Annotated in this window: 20 protein-coding genes; 15 read left to right on the top strand and 5 right to left on the bottom strand. The window is 53.7% G+C overall.

Annotated elements, in window-relative coordinates; all coding sequences use genetic code 11:
• The first annotated feature begins 119 nt into the window (after positions 1–119).
• From ACFO3I_RS15190 to ACFO3I_RS15150, 9 genes are all read left to right on the top strand, one after another.
• The gene (locus ACFO3I_RS15190; protein ID WP_377335349.1) at positions 120–899 is read left to right on the top strand and encodes a DUF3025 domain-containing protein; all 780 of its coding nucleotides are present in this window, start codon (positions 120–122) and stop codon (positions 897–899) included.
• Positions 899–1684 (top strand): ATP-binding cassette domain-containing protein, encoded by a 786-nt coding sequence (locus ACFO3I_RS15185; RefSeq protein ID WP_377335347.1) that lies wholly within the window; start codon positions 899–901, stop codon positions 1682–1684. Before ACFO3I_RS15190 ends, ACFO3I_RS15185 begins: the two co-directional genes overlap by 1 nt.
• Positions 1684–2886, top strand: coding sequence for an ABC transporter permease (locus ACFO3I_RS15180; RefSeq protein ID WP_377335345.1), 1203 nt, complete (start codon positions 1684–1686; stop codon positions 2884–2886). Before ACFO3I_RS15185 ends, ACFO3I_RS15180 begins: the two co-directional genes overlap by 1 nt.
• A gap of 64 nt (positions 2887–2950) precedes the next feature.
• Positions 2951–3709 (top strand): NUDIX domain-containing protein, encoded by a 759-nt coding sequence (locus ACFO3I_RS15175; protein ID WP_377335343.1) that lies wholly within the window; start codon positions 2951–2953, stop codon positions 3707–3709.
• Between the two features lie 40 nt (positions 3710–3749).
• On the top strand, positions 3750–4289 hold the full coding sequence (locus ACFO3I_RS15170; protein WP_377335341.1) for an NAD(P)H-dependent oxidoreductase: 540 nt from the start codon (positions 3750–3752) through the stop codon (positions 4287–4289).
• 1 nt (position 4290) lies between these two features.
• The gene (locus tag ACFO3I_RS15165) at positions 4291–6078 is read left to right on the top strand and encodes a monovalent cation:proton antiporter-2 (CPA2) family protein (RefSeq protein WP_377335339.1); all 1788 of its coding nucleotides are present in this window, start codon (positions 4291–4293) and stop codon (positions 6076–6078) included.
• Between the two features lie 150 nt (positions 6079–6228).
• Positions 6229–6960, top strand: coding sequence for a glycosyltransferase family 2 protein (locus tag ACFO3I_RS15160; RefSeq protein ID WP_377335337.1), 732 nt, complete (start codon positions 6229–6231; stop codon positions 6958–6960).
• Positions 6941–7657, top strand: a complete 717-nt coding sequence (locus tag ACFO3I_RS15155; protein ID WP_377335335.1) for a TVP38/TMEM64 family protein — start codon at positions 6941–6943, stop codon at positions 7655–7657. Before ACFO3I_RS15160 ends, ACFO3I_RS15155 begins: the two co-directional genes overlap by 20 nt.
• On the top strand, positions 7657–9408 hold the full coding sequence (locus tag ACFO3I_RS15150) for an ArnT family glycosyltransferase (protein ID WP_377335333.1): 1752 nt from the start codon (positions 7657–7659) through the stop codon (positions 9406–9408). The genes ACFO3I_RS15155 and ACFO3I_RS15150 overlap by 1 nt, the downstream gene beginning before the upstream one ends.
• Here ACFO3I_RS15150 and ACFO3I_RS15145 read toward each other — a convergent pair.
• The gene (locus ACFO3I_RS15145; protein ID WP_377335331.1) at positions 9402–10136 is read right to left on the bottom strand and encodes a hypothetical protein; all 735 of its coding nucleotides are present in this window, start codon (positions 10134–10136) and stop codon (positions 9402–9404) included. The two genes, ACFO3I_RS15150 and ACFO3I_RS15145, sit on opposite strands and share 7 nt — an antisense overlap.
• Positions 10137–10499: 363 nt before the next feature.
• Here ACFO3I_RS15145 and ACFO3I_RS15140 point away from each other — a divergent pair, with 363 nt between their 5' ends.
• From ACFO3I_RS15140 to ACFO3I_RS15120, 5 genes are all read left to right on the top strand, one after another.
• Positions 10500–11216 (top strand): hypothetical protein, encoded by a 717-nt coding sequence (locus ACFO3I_RS15140; protein ID WP_377335329.1) that lies wholly within the window; start codon positions 10500–10502, stop codon positions 11214–11216.
• Between the two features lie 82 nt (positions 11217–11298).
• Positions 11299–11646 carry a hypothetical protein gene (locus ACFO3I_RS15135; RefSeq protein ID WP_377335327.1) on the top strand — a complete coding sequence of 116 codons (348 nt, stop codon included), beginning with the start codon at positions 11299–11301 and terminating at the stop codon, positions 11644–11646.
• 63 nt (positions 11647–11709) lie between these two features.
• A complete protein-coding gene (locus tag ACFO3I_RS15130) occupies positions 11710–12090 on the top strand; it encodes a DUF1761 domain-containing protein (protein WP_377335325.1) in 381 nt (126 codons plus the stop codon).
• Entirely contained in the window at positions 12090–12944 is an 855-nt protein-coding gene (locus ACFO3I_RS15125; RefSeq protein ID WP_377335323.1) for a DMT family transporter, read from the top strand. Before ACFO3I_RS15130 ends, ACFO3I_RS15125 begins: the two co-directional genes overlap by 1 nt.
• 224 nt (positions 12945–13168) lie before the next feature.
• Entirely contained in the window at positions 13169–13618 is a 450-nt protein-coding gene (locus ACFO3I_RS15120; RefSeq protein ID WP_377335321.1) for an energy transducer TonB, read from the top strand.
• Between the two features lie 57 nt (positions 13619–13675).
• Here ACFO3I_RS15120 and ACFO3I_RS15115 read toward each other — a convergent pair whose 3' ends face one another.
• From ACFO3I_RS15115 to rimO, 4 genes are all read right to left on the bottom strand, one after another.
• Positions 13676–14440, bottom strand: coding sequence for a gluconate 2-dehydrogenase subunit 3 family protein (locus ACFO3I_RS15115; protein WP_377335319.1), 765 nt, complete (start codon positions 14438–14440; stop codon positions 13676–13678).
• Positions 14441–16129: a GMC family oxidoreductase gene (locus ACFO3I_RS15110; protein ID WP_377335317.1), complete on the bottom strand. Its 1689-nt coding sequence runs from the start codon at positions 16127–16129 to the stop codon at positions 14441–14443.
• Entirely contained in the window at positions 16129–16824 is a 696-nt protein-coding gene (locus ACFO3I_RS15105; protein ID WP_377335315.1) for a 3-keto-disaccharide hydrolase, read from the bottom strand. The genes ACFO3I_RS15110 and ACFO3I_RS15105 overlap by 1 nt, the downstream gene beginning before the upstream one ends.
• 272 nt (positions 16825–17096) lie before the next feature.
• Complete coding sequence (rimO, locus tag ACFO3I_RS15100) at positions 17097–18500, bottom strand: 30S ribosomal protein S12 methylthiotransferase RimO (protein ID WP_377335313.1); 1404 nt, start codon at positions 18498–18500, stop codon at positions 17097–17099.
• 223 nt (positions 18501–18723) lie between these two features.
• Here rimO and ACFO3I_RS15095 point away from each other — a divergent pair, with 223 nt between their 5' ends.
• On the top strand, positions 18724–20361 hold the full coding sequence (locus ACFO3I_RS15095) for an amidohydrolase family protein (protein ID WP_377335311.1): 1638 nt from the start codon (positions 18724–18726) through the stop codon (positions 20359–20361).
• The last annotated feature ends 36 nt before the right edge of the window (positions 20362–20397 follow it).

Here is a 20397-nt window from a genome sequence, read left to right as displayed (position 1 = left end):
CAACAGCGCTGGTAAGGCCGGGCTGAAGTTTTCAGCCAGGGCGACAGGATGAACTTATGACCGATGCAGCAAAACCCGCTCGATTTGTCGCACCACAGCAGTGGGAGCCGGATATTTTTATGACAAATCAGCTATTTAGCGACCTTGCTTCGAAATTTCCTCTTTGTGAAATGACCGACTTTCCGGATTGCCGGCAGCTCACGCTGTGGCTGCATCAGCACACAGGCTTGAGCGACTGGTGTTTTGTCGAGCAAAGCCTGCTGGAGCAGGACGGCCGCTACTACGAAGACTTTATTTATGAAACCCGGCAAATTCCGCTGCGCGAGCGCAACTGGCACGATTTATTTGGTGCCTTGATTTGGTGCATATTTCCAGCGACCAAGCGCCAGATCAATGCGTTACACCGCGCTGAGCTGCAAGCCCATGGCCAGAAAGTGCGCAGCAAAATCCGTCATAAACTGACTTTGCTGGATGAATGTGGTGTGCTGCTGTGCCTGACTCCGCAGCAGGCACAGTTGGCAAGCGCGCTCAGAGCACATCAATGGCAACAGGCGTTTTATGAACACCGGGGTGCCTGGTCGCAGTTAAAGCCGCTGATCTTTGGCCATGCCAACTATGAAATGGCCACCCGGCCCTTTATTGGCCTGACCGCCAAGCTGTGGGTGCTGGAAATTACAGCTGAGCAGCAGCAACGTTTTGATACAGAGCGTTACAGTTTTGTTGATGAATTATTAGCGAAACAACTTGCCAACCCTGATCAACTGCTGAATCATCAGCAACTTAGCCCATTGCCTTTGTTAGGTGTACCTGGGTGGTTTGCGGGCCAGGACCTGGCGTTTTATCAGAACACCAGTTATTTCCGGCCAAAACGGCAACAGACAGAACAGGGAGTTTCCTGATGATTGAAATCAGCGGACTGGCAAAATCTTTTGCCATCAGTCGCGGCCAGAAAGTATCCGACAGTGAAAAGCAGGACGTGCGCTACAGCAAAGACGCCTTTCATTCGGTACGTAATGTCAGCTTTCACTGCGGAGCAGGGGAAGTGCTGGGCCTGCTTGGCCCCAATGGTGCAGGGAAAACTACCACCTTACGTATTTTATCTACCGCGCTGCAGCCGGACGCTGGCTCCGTGATGATTGACGGTGCCGATGTGCTGAAAAAACCGGTGCAGGCGCGCAAAAAAATTGGCTTTTTATCCAGCAATACTGGGCTGTATGGCCGCTTAACTGCGCTGGAAAATGTGGCCTATTTTGGCCGTTTGCATGGCATGAGTGAAGTGGCGCTGAAGCAGCGGATCGATGAGTTGTTTACCCTACTGAATATGCATGATTTTGCCAACCGCCGCGCTGACGCCATGTCGACCGGTATGAAACAAAAAACCGCCATCGCCCGCGCTGTGGTGCACTCGCCAGCTGTGGTTATTCTGGATGAACCCACCACAGGCCTGGATATTATGACCACCCAGACGGTGCTGGATTTTATTCAGTCACTGAAGCAACAGGGCACTCCGGTGATTTTCTCGACCCATCACTTAGATGAAGTGTCGTCCTTGTGTGACCGGGTGGTGGTGATTGATAAAGGCATCAGCGCCTTTGCCGACAGCCTGGATGCTTTTAAAGCGTTAAGCCCGGGCGGCGATTTGCGTCAGTCATTTTTGGCCGTGATTCAGAAGGAGCAGAACTAATGTGGCAAGTGTATCTGAAGGAACTGACTGAACTGGTCCGTGACAAAAAAACCATGTTTTTTGTGATCCTGCTGCCCATTCTGGTGTTCCCGGTGCTGTTTGGCATTATGGGCGCTGTGATGGCCAATGTGGTAAAAAAAGCCGAATCAGAAGAACACCGTTATGTCATTGTGAATGCCGCTCAGGCGCCAGAGCTGGCGGACGCCTTGTTCTATCACAAAAACTTTAAACAGGTGGAGTCTGACCTGACCGATGTCGACGGCCTGAAACAAGCCATTCGTGACAACAAATTTGATTTGGCCATTATCATCCCGGCCGATTTTGACGCCTCGGCGGGTCAACTGAACCAAAGCACCTGGACTGTGGTGTACAACATGTCCTCGCAGCTGGACATGATTGATAAATACTTCAATGACGTGCTGAAGGACTACAGTAAAAAGCTGCAGCTGGCCAAAATGGACAAGCTGGGCGTGGCAAAAGAGCAGGTGGATGCCTTGCTGCAACCGGTCAAGCTGGACAAAGTTAATACAGCGGAAAGCCGGGAGAATTTGGGCGAGAAGATTGGTGGTTTTATCGCTTATATCTTAATTCCTCTGTGCCTGATTGGCTGCTCTTATCCGGCCATTGATATTGGCGCCGGTGAAAAAGAACGTGGCACGCTGGAAACTTTGCTCATTTGTCCAATCAGCCGTACCGCCATTGTATTGGGTAAATTCCTGACGGTACTGACCACAGGCCTGGCGACAGCGCTCATCACGGTCAGCAGTTTTGGTGGCTGGGGTTTCCTGATTGGCTCCATTATGGGCGTGGATATTGTCGAAAAAACCATGAGCACGCTGGGCGTGGCTGATTTGGTGCTGATTTTATTGATGCTGATACCGCTGTCCGCCATTTTCGCCTCTTTGCTGCTGAGCCTGTCGATTTACGCCCGCAGCTTTAAAGAAGCGCAAAACTATGTCGGGCCATTGAGTATGGTGATCTTCATGCCACTGGTGGTCGCGCTGTTACCAGGGGTTGAGTTGAACTGGGGAATGGCGATGGTGCCTGTGACCAATGTGGCGCTGGCCATTAAAGAGCTGATTAAAGGCACTATGGACACCGGCATGCTGGTGGCGATCCTGGGCTCTACTGTGGTCATAGCTGGTGCCATGCTGGCGTTTTGTGTCAGCTGGTTCCAGAAAGAAAAGGTATTATTCCGCTAAGCGGTCGTTGCGTAGCACAAACCCGGCAATGCCGGGTTTGTTTTTCATTTTTCAGGAGCAGGGCATGTTTGACGCCGTAGTGAACCCTTATGGCGGTTGTTATATAGCGCCGGAGCAGTTACCGGCTTCGGCAGCGGAGTTTAGTGACCGGCTGGCGCAAAGTATAGATGCCTGGCGTGCGCTCTACCGGTTGTGCTGGCTGGAGTTACCGGCTCAGCGCTCTGATTTGGTGCCTTATGCCGTTGCTCTGGGGTTTGAGTTTCACCATTGCCAGCCAGAGTTGCTGATGCTGGTGATCAAACTACAGCCAGACGCTTATCTGCCACTGGCGGCCACGCACAGTATTGGGGTCGGCGCTGTGGTGCTGTCTCCGGCTGGCCGGGTGCTGCTGGTGCAGGAAAAGCCGCTGCCGGGCAAAGCCGCGGGTTATTTTAAATTGCCAGGTGGCATGGTGGATGCGAAGGAGCATTTGGCCGAGGCGGTGGTGCGCGAAGTGCGGGAGGAAACCGGCATTGAAGCGCGCTTTGACAGCATGCTGGCCCTGCGCCACCATCATCAGGGGCAATTTGGTGCGTCCAATATTTATTTTGTTTGCCGTCTGTATGCGGAAGAAAAAACACCGGTCGCGGATCCTAATGAGATATTGCAGGTGCGCTGGTTTGATATTGATGCCTACCTGCAGGACGACAAAGCCAATCCGTACAATAAGTTATTGTTAAAAACTGCTCTTAAGGGCGTGGTGCTGCATCCGCATAAAATTGCAGGCTATATGCAGTCACCCGAAGCTTATGAAATTTTTTCTGCGTTAACACCTGAAGGCTGAGCCAGGCGGAGCGCCTGCAGGCGCATAGCAGGGAGGAAGAATGATTAGTCTGTTGTACGCACACCCCTATTCCTTGCATGCCAGGGAAGACCAGCTGTTACTGAATGCAGTGCAGAACTGGCCAGGCCTTGAGCTGCGCGATCTCTACCAGCTGTATCCCGACTTTTACATTGATGTGGCGACAGAGCAAAAAATGCTGAGCCACAGCAGCGCTGTGGTGCTGCATTACCCTTTGCAATGGGGCTTACCGCCAGCGCTGTTGGTGCAGTACCTGCACAAGGTGTTTGTCAAAGGCTGGGCATTTTCCGGCGACACTGCCGGGGCCAGCGCCGGTGCCATGCAGGGGAAAGGGTTTTGGTTGGTGTCGCAGGCGGTTGGTAAAGAAAAGGACCCGGACTGCTGTGATCCCAAGAGTTTGTATAAACCTCTGCACCAATTGGCCGACGCTTGCGGTATGGTTTGGCAGCAGCCGCTGCTGTTGCCGGTGCTGAACGATGCCACCTCAGCCACTCAAGCTGCTGAGCAGTACCGCAGTGGGCTGCAACAACTGGCTTTGACCAGCCAAACCGAGCGGAGCTGATATGCATCTGACGATCCTGACGTATTTGATGGTGTATCTGGCCGCTATGGTGCTGGTGGTACCGCTGGCTAAACGGCTGGGGCTTGGCGTGGTGCTGGGCTATTTATTGGCCGGGCTCGCGCTTGGCCCTGCCGGGCTGGCATTGGCACAAAACACCGATGATATTGCGCTGCTGGCGGAACTTGGGGTGGTGCTGATGCTGTTCAGCATTGGTCTGGAGCTGGATGCGAAAAAATTGTGGGCCATGCGTCACCGGGTGTTTTTATTTGGCTCCTTGCAGGTGCTGACCTGTGCGGCTGGTATTGCCGTCGCCAGTCTGCTGCTGGGGTTATCCTGGGGCTTGTCGGTGTTTATTGGTCTGGCGCTGGCCTTGTCATCGACCGCGGTGGCGGTTCAGCTGATGAAGGACCGTAACCTGATGGGCACTCAGGCCGGGCAGACGGTGTTCAGCGCTTTATTGCTGCAGGACATGGTGGCAATCCCGCTGTTAATTGGTATTTCGGTGCTGGCACCATCGCCTGACAGCAAAAGCTTTGAACCTTTATGGGCGCTGGCTGCGGTGGCCGCATTAATAGTCGCTGGGCGTTACCTGATTGGCTACCTGCTGCACTGGGTGGCGCATTACGGCTCAAGGGAGCTCTTTGTTGGGCTGGCACTGCTGCTGGTGATAGGTGTCATGGAGCTGATGACCATGGCTGGCGTGTCCGCCGGGTTAGGCGCCTTTATTGCCGGGGTGCTGCTAGCAAGTTCGGAGTTCCGCCATCAGCTGGAAGCCGACTTAGAACCATTCAAAGGGCTGTTTTTAGGCTTGTTTTTTATCACCATCGGCAGCGCCATTAATCTGCCGTTATTGCTGCAAGAGTGGCCACTGATCCTGAGCCTGCTGGCGCTGTTTCTGCTGGTCAAATTGGTCCTGCTTTATGGGGTGGCGGCGCTGCTCAAGCTGTCAAAACCCGACCGGCTGGGCTATGCGCTGTTATTGGGACAAGGCAGCGAATTTGCCTTTGTGCTGGCAGCACTGGCCACAGCAGGAGCCTTATTAAACGCCACTGAAGGCGCCATGCTGAACCTGGTGATTGCCTTGTCGATGGCCTTGTCGCCACTCTTGATGAAATTATACGACCGCTGGCAGTGCCAGGCGGCGCAGCAGCCCACAGGCCCCAGTGACGTGGAAGACAATGACAGCCCGGTGATTATTGCCGGCTTTGGCCGTTACGGGCAGATTTTAGGCCGCATGCTGCTGTCAAACGGGGTGGTGCCGACGGTGCTGGACCACGATTCCGACACCATTCAGAACATGCGCAAGTTCGGTTTTCATGTGTATTACGGTGACGCCAGCCGGATGGACGTGCTGGAAGCGGCCGGAGCGGCCAAAGCCAAGGTGCTGGTGGTGGCGGTGGACGATGTGGATGCCATTAATCGTATTGTTACTGCAGCCCGTGAGCATTTTCCGCATCTGACGCTGATGGCCCGCGCCAAAGATGTGGCGCATTTGTACCAGCTGCGCTCGCTGGGGGTGAAGTTTATCGAACGTGAGTTGTTTGAAGCCTCGTTACGGCAAGGCCGTGATGTGCTGACTCAGCTGGGGCTGGGCCACTACGAAGCGAAGGAGCTGGCCGACCGGTTCCGCGCGGCCAACTATGAGCTGATCGACAAGATGCAGTTAATCCGCCAGCAGCAGGATGAAAAAAGCTACCTGCAGTTACTCAAACAAAGCCGCGAAGAATTGCAACGCCAATTGGAGCGTGAAAGCCGGGAAACACCGCAACGCTATCAGCAGGGAGGTTAACTACTGCGAAGGTGGAAATGCGTATAATTCAAGATCTTAGACTGGAATCTTGAGTATTCTGTCATATGATTGCCATATTGGAAGGTTTTACTGATACAGCAAAATCTAATCTATCACAGGCATTAGCTGACAAGGTTTCAGGAAATTTTGATGGATATATCCGTAGTTATCCCGGCCAAAAATGAGCAGGGAAATATTCAGCCGCTGGTTGAAGAACTGGTTCAGGCACTGCAGCAGCAGAATTTCGAAATCATTTATGTGGATGACGGCAGTGAGGATGGCACAGTGGCGACCCTGCAAACCCTCGCCAAAGGCCCGTTCCCTCAGCTTCGTGTAATACGCCACAAAAAGTCCTGTGGCCAGAGTACCGCGGTCTGGACTGGTGTCAATCAGGCCAGAGGGCGCTGGATTGTGACTTTAGATGCAGACGGTCAGAATGATCCGGCTGATATTCCCGCTTTGTTGCAGCAGGCCGCTGCCTTTAGTGAAGGGCAGCATTTCTGCATTGCAGGTTACCGGAAAAAACGCAAAGACACCGCCTGGAAACGATTGCAGTCCCGTATTGCCAATGCAGTTCGTAGCCGCTTGCTGCAAGACAACACGCCGGATACAGGTTGTGGTCTGAAACTGTTGCCCAGAACCACCTATCTCCAATTGCCTTATTTCGACCATATGCACAGATTTCTTCCTGCCCTGGTGCGTCGTCTGGGTGGGCAGATTGTCGTGGTTGAGGTGAATCATCGTGACCGTCAGCACGGCCAGTCGAATTACACCATGTTGGGGCGGCTCGGCGTAGGTCTGGTGGATATGGCGGGCGTGATGTGGCTGCAACGTCGCAGCAAAAAAGCTGAATTGGTGGTTGATGTTGAACCCAAGCCATAAGGATTATCTGCTGCGGCTTGGTGGCCGGGTTTGCCTGCTGGCGTTGCTGTGTGTTCTGGGTTCTGTGGTGGCTGAGCAACTGCCGTCAATCAGCGCTTTTGACCAGAGCTGGATGGACAGTCATACCAGAGACAACGGCTTGTGGGGCATGCTGAACTACCTCTGGGTAGCCACACTGTTTATCAGCGTCGGGTTGCCGCGCCAACTGGCGGCTTTTCTGGGCGGTTATGCCTTTGGTTTCGTCGAGGGCGTCCTGTTGTCTACGTTAGCGGCCAGTCTGAGTTGTTTACTGGTGCTGTTGCTGTCTCGCGCTTTTGCCAGGCCGCTGCTGAATTACTTTTTTCTGCGACGGGTGCAGCAGATAGCGCCTTTTTTGCAACAACAGCCGTTTAGCAAGGCCCTGGTGCTGCGGTTGCTGCCGGTCGGCAATAACTTACTGACCAACCTTGCCGCAGGTGTTTGCTCTGTGGCTGTACTGCCGTTTTTACTTGGCTCCACCTTAGGTTATCTGCCTCAGATGCTGGTGTTTGCCTTGATGGGGAAAGGTGTGCTGCTGCAATCAGGTTGGAAAATTGCACTCAGCCTGATGTTATTTGTGCTGTCCAGTGTGCTGAGCTGGCGTTTGTACCAGCGTCAGCGTCAATCAGCTTCCACGATGCCAGAAGCCGCCATCAAGACCAATGGAGACCTGCTCTGATGATGTCAAGCGCCGTTACCGCGACAAAAAACTGGCTAAATGCCCGCACTGACACTGAACAACTGCAGCTCTTGATGCTGCTGGCTTTGGTGCTGATATGTGCTGGCTTGGGCCTGCGCGACCCATGGCCTGCCGATGAGCCGCGTTTTGCACTGATTGCCAAAGAAATGGTCGAAAGTGGGGACTGGTTTTTTCCTCGCAGGGCTGGTGAATACTATGCCGACAAACCCCCTATCTTTTTGTGGTGCATTGCCTTTTGGTATCAAATTACCGGCAGCTTAAACCTGGCCTTTTTATTGCCTTCAGCCCTGGCTGCGATGTTCACCCTGTATTTGGTGGTGGATTTAGGCCGCAAGCTCTGGAATAGCCAGACCGGGCTGATTGCCGGCTTGCTGTTAGTGTTTAGTTTGCAATTTATGCTGCAGGCGAAAACAGCACAGATAGATGCGCTGGTGTGTGGCTGGATCACGCTTGGCTGTTACGGCTTATTGCGTTTTATGCTGATTGACGGCAACTGGCGCTGGTATTACCTGGCCTGGGCAGCGATGGGGTTTGGGGTGATCACCAAAGGGGTTGGCTTTTTGCCTGCGCTGATGTTAGTGCCTTATCTGTTGTACAGGACCGTCGGGCAACAAGCTGCGGTGCATTCGGCGCAGCGGCTGAACCTATGGCGTTGGTTGGCTGGTCCTGTGGTGATGTTGCTGGCGATTTGCTGTTGGTTTGTCCCTATGTGGTGGTTCGTCGAGCACAGTCAGGACCCGCAGTTGCTGGCTTATCGCGACAATATTCTCTGGCATCAGACGGTCACCCGTTATGCCAATTCCTGGCATCACCTCAAGCCGTTTTGGTACTACCTGGTTAGTGTGATCCCAGTGTTTTGGTTGCCGCTGAGCCTGGCGTTACCCTGGCTGGTGCCGCGCTGGACCCTGGCGTTGAAACAATGGGACGGCCGGGTGTTATTGCCGCTGGGCTGGATACTGTTGTTGCTGCTGTTTTTTAGCCTGAGCCCGGGCAAGCGGGGCGTTTATATTTTTCCGGCCCTGCCAATGCTGGCATTGATTGCGGCGCCTTATACCAAAGAGGTGCTGGCAAAACGCAAATTTACCGGGTTGCTGGCTGCTTTGACCGCCCTGATTGCACTGGCGCTTGCTGTAAGTGGACTTGCTGGCTTGGCCGGACTGCACGCCATGCAAAAGCTGGCAGATAAATTCGATGTCGCTCCCTGGAGTTTTCTGGCGGTGCTGGGTGGCGCCGGCCTGGTTTTGTTGGCGCTGAGTTACCGTCGCCGTCGTTGGTTAAGCTGGCCGTTGTTTGTCAGTACCTTGTGGCTTCTGTACAGCTTTTGGGGCTATCCGATGTTGGAAGGGGTGAAAACGCCGAAACATATTTTAAGCAGCCTGGCGCAGCAGGTAAGGCCTGGAACCGAGGTGGTGCTGGTTGATTTTGCTGAACAGTTTGTGTTGTTTTCACCCTTCCCGATCACCCATTTTGGCTTTAATACGCCCAATGATCAGCAACTGTGGGCAGCTTATCAGTGGCAAAGCAGCCACCCGGAAGCGGTGGTGCTGTTAAATTTCAGTCTGCTGGATGGCCAGTGCTATGACCCGGATAAAGCGGTCCATCTGGGTTTTGCCCACCGGGCCGATTGGGTGATGCTGGATACCGAAAGCCGGCGAGCACAGTGTCCGGCGCCTGCTGAGTTGCCAGTGTTTCATTATAAAGCCGCAGGGGCGGAACCTGGCGCTCATTGAGCGCATTCGGTCAGGTAGTGGCAAGGATGTGCAGCGGCAAAGGTGGCCAACGCCTGAATGATGCGGTCTTTATAAACCGAACGGGCAGACACCACCAACTGTGCATCCACAGTCATCAGTTGCCGCTGCTGTATGTGCGACAAGACGTCCGCTTTATGTTGCTGCAAATAATATAAAAAAGGGTCCTGATAGCTGATCAGGTGTTGAGCGCGCTGGTGCAGAAAAAAACCTATGGCACTGACCGCATCCGGCATCTCAATAAAATCATAGCCTTTTTGTTGCATCAGTAGTCGTTGGCCCTGGTATTCGAAACCGCGTATCGCGACCACTGAGTTGGCATCTGCGTCTGTCAGAGGCTTCGGATGGCTGTACAACACCAGCACCAGTTCGGTATAGGCCGGAGTTAAAAAGGTATGTGCATGATTGACTAAAGGGTTGGTGGCAGTACTGATCCCCATATCCATATCGCCGCTGTCCAATTGGCGGTAAATACGGGCCGCGGTGCCACAGACCGGCATTATTTGTAAATCAACAGGTTTTAATATCCGGTCCAGAATGGCCACAGCGCGGCCACCGCAGATTTTGCCATCTTCAGACATCACAAAACCGGGCGGGAAATTATGGATGCCTAGCCGGACTTTGCCGGGTTTGTTGGCGGGCTCAGCTGCCAGGCTGGAGGATGCGATCAGGATAACGAGCAGTGATAAAAGGTGTAGCCTCAAAGGCATTCGTATCCTCTCCACAAAGGGTGTTGGCGGCTTGTCAGTATGGGTCAACCGGTCAAGTCGGGCAAAGCCGGGCACTAAATAATCAGCAGACAATGATCGGCATCCCGAAAATAAATACAGCTTAAGCCGATAAAAGCCATTGATTTTCTTTGTAAATACCTGATGATGGAAAGGTTCTGCTGCTGACTCAGATTCGAATTCTGTAGCAAAGTGCTGACACAAGCGCCTAAGGCTTAGCCGCAGAGCGCAGCCTCATTCAAACAAGGATCATCAATGATAAGGATATCGTTAGTCGCGCTGACATTTTTAGTGGTTTGTCCGGTAGTCGCGGACAATAACTTTCGTGGTGAGTCGGAGTACCGTTTGCTGATCCCTGATCTGATGGACACTTGTGAAGTGGTTCGGGCCAATCCAGCTATCTTTCCTTATCGCACCTTTACTTTTGGTCCGCTTGGATTGGAAGTTCGCAAAGCCAGCAACGCTAAAGAAGCGAACGAGTTGAGAAACCTGCACCTGGGGGCAACAGCTCACGCATGCAGGCTTCAGGCGGAAAGGATCACAGATTACTTTTTTTGTGGCCCGCTCTGCTCGCCCAGTCGCAAAGCTCATTTGATCCGCCAGCCTGAAAGGTTGCGCACGCTGGCGCAGCGATTTACGGAGATTGACGGGCTGCAGTTGCTGTCTGTCTGGGCACCCAAAGACGAGGTGAGAGTGAATGATCTCTTTGTGTTATCTGGTACAGCCAAAGAAGCCATTCCCAGCGCCGAGATGGGGTTCGTGCCGTCTGGAGTCTGGAAAAAATGGCCGAGTCTGACGGCGTATCTGGATAGTATTGCTGTCACCGAAGCGCAAATTGATACGCTGACTGCAGAAATGCGTGATATTGGCCTGAGTGCACTTAGACGGGAAAAAGAGGGTATTCGCCTGGTTGGGGTTGGGGTGGGTGATAATGAGTCCGGTGTTCTGTTGCTGAAGGCTGGTGCCAACCGACCCAAATTAAGTCAGCCACTGGCCGATCTTAAACAGCTGTCCATATTGGATAGGGTGGCGGATGACCTTTATTACTATGAAACCAATTGAAATGACGGTGCTAAGCAACGCGCCAGCGTTCAGTACATCGGATAGTGAATAACCTAAGTTAACATTCAATAAGGAAATAAAGATGAAACTGACCACTTTGTTAATCAGCACGGCGCTGTTAACGACTTTATCTTGTGCTGCAGACGAACTGTACAAAGTATCCACGTCCATTTATGACAATGGCGAGCTTATTGCCTCACCTGTGCTGGTGGTTGAGGCCGGTAAAACGGCCACTGTGAGGGAAGACGACAAGTTCAGTTACCAGCTGACCATGACTTCGGAGCAAAACGACAGCGCCAAACTGGTGACTGCATTGACCTTAAATGGCGAAACGGTACAACCTGTACTGATTGTGCGTTATGGCCAGCCTGCGACCATTGAGATTGAAGGGCGCAAACTGAGCCTGCAAGTGGATAAACACGAGGGCTGAGTCCATCAAGGCAGTCAATCACACAGTGCCTGACCGGCAGCAAGAGTGCAACAAGGAGGCAAGATGGCAATTTGGGTCATAGTACTGGCGGCGGTGTCCAGTTTTGTACTGGGTGGCTTGTGGTACTCACCGCTGCTGTTTGGCAAGGTATGGAATGATGAAAACGGTGGGGTGCCGCACCCCGGCCATCCGGCCAGGGTGTTTGGCGTCAGTTTGGTATTTTCGCTACTGGCGGCCACTTGCTTTGCCCATCTGGTTGGCCCGGCGCCTGAGCTGCATCATGCACTGCATATGGGCTTGCTGGTCGGGTTAGGGCTGGTCGGCGCCAGTTTTGCCATCAACTATCAGTTTGCCCAACGCTCTTTTAAGTTGTGGCTGATTGACGGAGGCTACCACACACTGCAGTTTATGCTGTTTGGTCTGGTGTTTTGGCTTTGTAGCTGATGCCTGTATGGAAAGTTGTTAGTCTGACCTGCCTTGCATTACTGGCGTTTGCCGGTAATTCCCTGCTGTGCCGCGCAGCCCTGCTGAACGGCACTATTGACCCTGCCAGTTTTACCAGCCTGCGTTTGTTGTCGGGCGCAGTTACACTGGCCCTGTTGGTGGCACTGCGCGCTGGTCTGGCACCGCTGGTGGCTCGGGCAAAACTGTCCGGCAGTTGGCTTTCTGCCCTGGCGTTGTTTGTGTATGCCGCCGGTTTTTCGTTTTCTTATCTGCAGCTGACCACCGCGACTGGCGCTTTGATCCTGTTTGGTGCGGTACAAATTTCAATGATTGGCTACGGCTTTTATCGGGGAGAGCGTTTTAGTTTGCCTCAGTGGGCCGGCCTGTTGCTGGCAGGAGCTGGCTTGCTGGCGTTATTGCTGCCAGGGGCTTCAGCGCCGCCTTTGCTGGCGGCGGTACTGATGCTCGGTGCTGGTGTGGCTTGGGCTTTGTATTCGATACGTGGCAAAGGGGCCGGCGACCCACTGCTACAGACCGCTGGCAACTTTATCCGCACTTTACCGCTTTGTCTGCTGCTGAGCCTGTGGTACTGGCAGGCTCAGTCGTTCGAGGCTGTTGGTGTCGTCTATGCGGTGGTATCGGGAGCTGTGACCTCGGGCCTGGGTTATGCGCTTTGGTATGCGGTGTTGCCCTCGCTCAAAGCTACGACGGCGGCCACAGTGCAGTTGAGTGTGCCTGTGATTGCCGCCTTTGCCGCCGTGCTGTTTTTACAGGAGGCTATTAGTCTGCGTCTGGCGCTGGCTTCTTGCGCCGTATTGGGCGGTGTTGGCCTGGTGTTAAGAAGCAAAACCTGAGCCTCTACGCCTGGAAAAACGCTTATTTGCTTGCTGCGTAAGGCACTGTAGTGCGAACCCCCCTCCGCCTGTCGGCTTGGCGCTGCTTCCTGTCGAATCTGCCGCTTGCTTGGTTCCGCCCATCTGGACGACGCCAATTTGGCCCATGTAATCTGCTGATATAAAAAAGGTTCTGCCCGTGAAGAAGGCAGAGTGATAAATCAGTGATCGTCCAGGAGAATGTGATGAAATTAAGCAGCAGCTTGCTGATACTGCCGGTATTGTGCAGTGGTCTGGCTGTGTCGGCCAAACCCGCAATCAGCGGCAGTGGCACTGTGGTTTACAGCGCGGTGAGCTCAGAAGGTGTCAGTCAATACTGGACCCGTGCAGACGCCAGTCCACCTAAATACCCTGTTGTGATGGCCAAAAATGGCTGGGTCGGTTGTGGTGTATTCAAAGTCAGTATTGATGCCGAAGGCAAGACCGGGGATGTGAATGTACTGAGCGCCATCCCGGGCAATCACCAAATTCGCCCGGCGGTGAAAGAGATTAAAAGCTGGCGCTGGACTGCTGCGGATGGACAGACAGCTCAGCCAGCAGAGCAGTTAGTCAGGCTTGATTTTTGTATGGCAAAAGCAGCACCAGAGCAAGTGCAGGCGGCTTGTGAAGTGCAGTCGCAGTACCCTTGTCAGTAGCAGAATATGAGTAGGCAGGAGAAAGGCGGCTATCAAGCCGCCTTTTTTATGCTGGAGCTAGCTTACCGGGTAGGCGTGTTCGGTCAGGCCAAGCTGGCTCAGTACCGAGTTCAGATGGCTGTAAGCCTCAGCACTGGGGCCCGGGTATTCACCGGCGATAGGCGTGTTGCCCATATAGCCGATGTCTTTCATGCCTTCCGGTGTGCAGAAGAACGCGGCCAGCACCAGACCACGTAAGCGGTTAAAGGCGCCGGCTATACGTTTAAACTGCGGTTTGGTCTGTGCATTGTCGTAGGCGATGTCATCCATAATGCTCAGCTGCTCTGTTTTGCTTAAGCCAGTGAAGCTTTTGCCATAGCGCTGGCTTGCTTCATCATCTATCCAGGCCAAGGCGCTCAGAATGGTGACGCGGTCCTGTTGCTGCGTCTCGTACGGTGCGCTGACCCATTCGTCCACCACGGCTGGTACATGCACTTCAGAAGCTGAAGGCACCGAGCCTTCGCGGGGCACCAGAATATCGGCCACTACCGCCAGTAAGGTCAATTGACTGGCGGTCATGGTCAGTGGCCAGGGCGATTCGGGGGGCATAATCAGATTCGGGTCTTTGCCATAGCCCTTGGCGGTGACAGGCGCAAGATCCAGTTCAGGCCAATGCTCGCCTGTGGCTTTGGCCACTGCCGGGCTGGCAGCTGCTGTTTTGCTGCGGTCTTCACAACCGGCCAGGCCTGGCAATAACGCCGTGGTGGCCAGCGCCAGCATGATTTTCAGCGATTCACGCCGGGTCAGGCCGGAGCGGTAGCTTTGTTCAGTTTCGTTGCTCATTTACAGCGCTCCTTTGGCAAGTTGTCCAGCCAGCCAGGACGAATTACGCATTGCCAGCGTCATAATGGTCAGGGTGCAATTTTTGTGTGGGTTCGAGGCAAAGACGCCAGCGTCCATCACAAACAGGTTCGGGCAATCCCAGCTTTGGCCCCATTGGTTGGTGACTGAGTCTTTGGGCGAGTCGCCCATTCGGGTGGTGCCCACTTCGTGAATGATCTGACCGCCTTTGAGAATAGCGTCTTCCGCTTTGGGCAATTCACCTACAGTGGCGCCCATGGTTTCGAAAATGGCTTTAGCGGTTTTTAAACCATGCTCCACTTGTTTCAGTTCATGCTCGGACCATTTCCAATGAAAACGCGCTACCGGAATGCCCCATTTGTCTTTCAGCTCAGGGTCGATATCCATGTAACAGTCGTCATTGGGCAGCATTTCACCCCGCAGCGCAAAGCCGACCGAGGCACCGTATTGCTGGCGAACCTGCTGTTTTAAGTCTTTGCCATAGCCCTGGAACTGACCGCTGACATAAGCACCAGGTTCAGAGAAACGTCCGCCAATTTCAAAATGGTAACCGCGCGGGAAATCCAGTTCTTTGTTTGCATGCGCCTTGTGGCCCCACCAGGGAATAAATAAGTGGTTGGCGGTATGACCGTCTTCGTTGTAGCGTGGCCGTCCTTGCAGGGCAGGGATCATGGCGCCTATATTGGCTCCGGTCGAGTCCATCAGGTTCTTACCCACCTGGCCGCTGGAGTTAGCGAGGCCGTTCGGGTGCTTTTCTGCCTTGGAATTCAGCAACAAGCGCGCGGTTTCGCAGGCGCTGGCGGCCAGGATCACCACTTTGGCGTTGAGGGTCACATCAGCCCCGGTGGTTTTGTCGACGTAGGTCACGCCGGTCACCTGGCCTTCTGCATTGGTGTCCACCCGCCGTACCATGGCATTGGTGCGTACTTCCAATAAGCCTGTGGCTTTGGCCATAGGAATTAACGACGTGGTGGTCTGAAACGCAGCGCCAATGGAGCAGCCGTGGCCGCACGGGGTGGCATAAAAGCAGGCGGCGCGGTTGTCCAATGGTTTGGTCAGCACCGCCCTGTGCATAGGCACTGTCGCAATACCGAGTTTTTTCGCTGCCGCCGCAACCAGCAGTTCCGGCACCCGCGGTTTTGGCGGCGGTTGCAATACCCCTTCAGGTGAAGGCGGCATATCATCCAGCCCTGTATTGGTGCCACAGACACCCACTAAGGCTTCGGTTTTGTCGTACCAGGGCGCAATATCTTCATAGTTAAAGGGCCAGTCGGCACCCAGGCCGTCACGGCTTTTGCCCTTAAAGTCATGCTCACTGAAACGCAGCGAATAGCGGCCCCAGTGGTTGGTGCGACCACCCAGCATCCGGGCGCGCCACCATAAAAAGTCAGACCCTTCGGCCGAGCTATAGGGCTCGTTTGGCACTGTCCAACCGCCGTCGATGGTGGAATCATAGTAACCAAAGTCTTTGTCGACTGTGGATGCCCCCATCAGCGGCGCTGCGTGATTGGGTTTAAACATCGGAGTTTCAGTTTTTGGGTCGTAATCCCGGCCAGCTTCCAACAGCAGGACTTTGCGGCCCTGACGGGTTAGTTCATAAGCCGCCATGGCGCCGCCAGCGCCAGAACCGACCACAATAATTTCATGGAGAGTTTGTTGCTCTGTGCTCATCAGTTCAGCTCTTTGATTTTGATGTTTTTAAACCAAACCGGGTCGCCATGGTCCTGCAGACCAATATGACCTCTTTTATTGCTGGCAAAACCTGCCCAGTCGGCAAACTTGCTGGCAGCGACCAGTTTTTTCCAGTCGTCGCTGCCAATTTGAATATCGGTCACCAGGGTGCCGTTTTGCCAGACTTGAAGGCGGGATTTTTCCAGCCGGATGCGCGCAGTGTTCCACTCACCGGCTTTTTTCTGGGAAGCAACAGGGGAGGCGACCATGTCGTAGAGGGAGCCTGATAAATGGGTGGCCAGTTTGTTGTCCGGATGACGCTCGTTATCGAGGATTTGAATTTCCGGCGCATGCGAATAAATATACTGACCGCTTTCATCGGCCATAATCAGCACGCCGCTGTTACCGACTTCGGAGATTTTCCAGTCCAGCATCAGGTCGTAATCGGTGTAGGTTTTTTTGGTCAGAATATCGCCGCCACCTTTGCCGGTCAGCTTGATGCTGTCCTGGTCAATCACCCACAGCGGGCTTAAGCTGTCGCTTTTAAAATTGCGCCATTGCTGCATATCCTTGCCGTTAAACAGCAGGCTCCAGCCTTCCGCCTGCTCCTGCGGGCTCAGCTGGTTATCGGCGGCGAAGGCGGGCGCTGCCAGTGCAGAGCAAAATAAAAGAGTGGAGAGAATTCGTCGTTGCATCAAAAAGACCCCATCGTTTTCTGTAGTTTGTTGTAATTTGTTTTCAGCGTATTGCTTGGTTTTAACACAAGGCGCCCTGAGAAGGCGAACTTGTCTGCGCTGTTAAGTTTTAATACGACAAAACGCCCATCAGAACAAGCCCGAGGAGCTGCTGCAAGGCGCAGCAAAGGGATTTGAGTTGTACAGGCGCGAACTCAGGATAAAGTGCAGCTGAGCTTAAACAAAAAAGCCAGAGTGAAACTCTGGCTTTGAGGTTGAAAAGGCGGCTGCGTTTAGCTGACCAGACTGGCCCATAAATCGTATTCGTCAGCTTCTTCGACCAGTGCCTGCACTAAATCACCTGGCTTTAACTGGGTTTCGCCATTCAGGTACACAGCGCCGTCAATTTCCGGTGCATCACCGAAGCTGCGGCCAATGGCGCCTTCTTCGTCCACTTCGTCAATCAGTACGGCAATAGTGCGGCCGACTTTACGTTGTAAACGCTCAGCGCTGATGCGTTGCTGGGTCTGCATAAAGCGGTGGTAACGGTCTTCTTTTACTTCTTCTGGTACCGGATCAGGCAAATCGTTGGCTTTGGCGCCTTCAACCGGGCTGTATTTAAAGCAGCCGACGCGGTCAAGCTGCGCTTCTTCCAGCCATTCCAGCAATTCCTGGAATTCTTCTTCGGTTTCACCCGGGAAGCCAACAATAAAGGTCGAGCGGATGGTTAAATCCGGGCAGATCTCACGCCATTTTTTAATGCGCTCCAGTACACGGTCAGACTGACCAGGGCGTTTCATTAACTTCAGAATACGCGGGCTGGCATGCTGGAACGGGATATCCAGGTAAGGCAACAGTTTACCGGCCGCCATCAGTGGGATCACATCGTCCACATGCGGGTATGGGTAGACATAATGCAAACGCACCCAAATGCCCAAATCAGCCAGCGCTTCACAGAGTGACTGCATCGAGGTTTTGACTGGCTGGCCATTCCAGAAGCCGGTGCGGTGTTTCACGTCCACCCCATAAGCGCTGGTGTCCTGAGAGATGATCAGCAGCTCTTTGACACCGGCCTTTTGCAGGCGGGCCGCTTCGTCCAGCACTTCACCGATAGGGCGGCTGACTAAATCGCCACGCATGGACGGAATAATACAGAAGGTACAACGGTGGTTACAGCCTTCGGAGATTTTCAGGTAAGCGTAGTGCTTAGGGGTCAGTTTGACGCCGTGATCCGGCACCAGTTGAATAAAAGGGTCGTACTTAGGTTTTGGCACAAAATCATGCACTTGTTTCAGCACGTTTTCATAGGCATGTGGGCCTGTGATGCCAAGTACATTGGGGTGCACTTCACGAATTTCATCTTCGCGCGCACCTAAACAACCGGTCACTATCACTTTGCCGTTTTCCACCAGGGCTTCGCCAATGGTGTCCAGCGATTCCTGCACAGCACTGTCGATAAAGCCGCAGGTGTTCACAATCACCAGTTCGGCATCATTGTACGTCGGCACAATCTGGTAACCCTCAGTTTTTAACTGAGTCAGAATACGTTCTGAATCCACCAGATTCTTTGGACAACCCAGACTGACAAACCCGATTTTCGCGCCTGTGCCATTGGCCACTGCTGCTTGTTCCGCCAGGCTTTTCACTGGGGTCTCCAGTGTGGTGGTTTGTTTCGGGTCAAAGGTTTCGACTGTCATGGATGTCCTGCAAAGTTAGGGGGCGAAAAAAGTGCGCGCGATTATACCTGAACCATAGCAAAGGTACAGTGCCTTCTGGTCAAAAAATGCGCAGCACTGTCGCACCTTCAGCAGGATCTGCTGGGTGGTCCGCCAAAAAGGCCCGCCGCTGTGCCATTAGGCTGGTGTATTGGCGTCAGCTTGGGTATAAAAACAACAGAATCACAATAACAACAGGTTAATCATGAAGATAAACTCATTAGCGCTGCTGCTTTTCACGACAGCAGCTTTTTATGTGACGGCGCAGCCTTTGCTACTGACCCACGCCAATCTGGTGGATGTAAAAGCGCTGAAAGTGATCCCGGCGCAGACCCTGGAAATTGATGGCAGCCAAATTGTGGCTATTTATCCGAGTGACAGCCGTAAGCCGCCGAAAGACGCCACAGTGGTGGATTTAACCGGCCAGTACTTGCTACCTGGACTGATTGACGCCCATGTGCATAACGCCACAGAGCCGGAAGGCGGCGATAATGCAGCGCTGGTGCTGCAGCGTATGCGCTTATTGCTGCGCGGTGGCGTGACCACAGTGCGCGATATGGGCGGCGATGTACGGGTGCTGGCAGGCTTGAAGCGTCAGGCGGAGCTTGATCTGATCCAAGCTCCCGATATTTATTATTCGGTGATTATTGGCGGGCCTGAGTTTTTTGCCGACCCACGCACCATCGCGTCTGCCCGCGGCCGTGAACCAGGCAACACCGACTGGATGCGGGCGGTCACCAGCTCGACCAATATGGATGAACTGGTGCTGCGTACCTTAGGTACAGGTGCCACCGGCATTAAAGTTTACGCCAAAGTTCCCCCTGAGCTGATGCCTAAACTGGCGGACGCCGCCAAACGGCATGGGGTTAAAGTCTGGGCCCATGCTTATGTAGGCCCGGCCAAACCGGAAGACGCTGTGCAGGCGGGTGTCGAAGTCATTTCCCATGCGCCTGATTTAGCCGCCACAGTGATTTCTCCTTTTGAGTTATGGCGACGCCAGGACAAACCGGTGAGTGCTGAGCTTGAAAAGGCGTCCTTCGACCCGGCGCGTTACCAGGGCTTATTGCAACAGATGAAAGCCAAAGGCACCATGCTGGACGCGACCCTGACCATTTTCAATCAATTGCAGCAGCGCAATCACAATGCGCCGCGCATTTATCAGCATGGCATTCTGCTGACCAAACTGGCGCATCAGCAAGGCATTCCTATCGTGGCCGGAACCGATTACCAAAGTGAAATGACGGGTTTGCCATACCCCATGGTGCATCAGGAATTGCAACTGTTGGTGGAGCAGGCCGGTCTGACCCCGCTGCAGGCTATTCAGGCGGCCACGCTCAATGGCGCCAAAGCCATTGGTGTGGAACAGCAACTGGGCAGTATTGAGGTTGGCAAAAAGGCCAACCTGCTGGTGCTTGCAGCCAACCCGGCTGAGGATATTCACCGTACCACGCAAATTAGTCACGTACTGAAAAATGGCCGTTTTGTCTACCGCGGCGACGATCCGAAGCTGCCGTTTAGCAGCGCTAAAGCGGTCAATGGCGTGTTGTATCTGTCGGGTCAGCTGGGCAATTTACCCGGCACCATGACGCTGAAAGGCACCGACATTGACAGTCAGATGCATCAGACCATGCAGAATATTGGTGCTGTGCTGCAGGAGCATGAGCTTGGCTACGACAGCTTGTTTAAATGCACGCTGATGCTGGCGGATATCAAGGACTGGGGCGCGGCCAATAAAGTGTATCTGCAGTATGTTAAAGCGCCGTTGCCAACCCGCAGTGCCTTTGCCGCCAGCGGTCTTGCTTTAGGGGCCAGAGTGGAAGTGGAATGTTTGGCAGCTGTGTAACCTACCTTTGCTTACAAAGTTTAATGGTTTGGCAAC

The organism is Rheinheimera marina, assembly GCF_042654345.1.
In the GTDB taxonomy this organism is placed as follows: Bacteria; Pseudomonadota; Gammaproteobacteria; order Enterobacterales; family Alteromonadaceae; genus Pararheinheimera; species Pararheinheimera marina.
The sequence above is the reverse complement of the archived record's forward strand: the minus strand, read 5'-3'. Positions and strand labels throughout refer to the sequence as shown.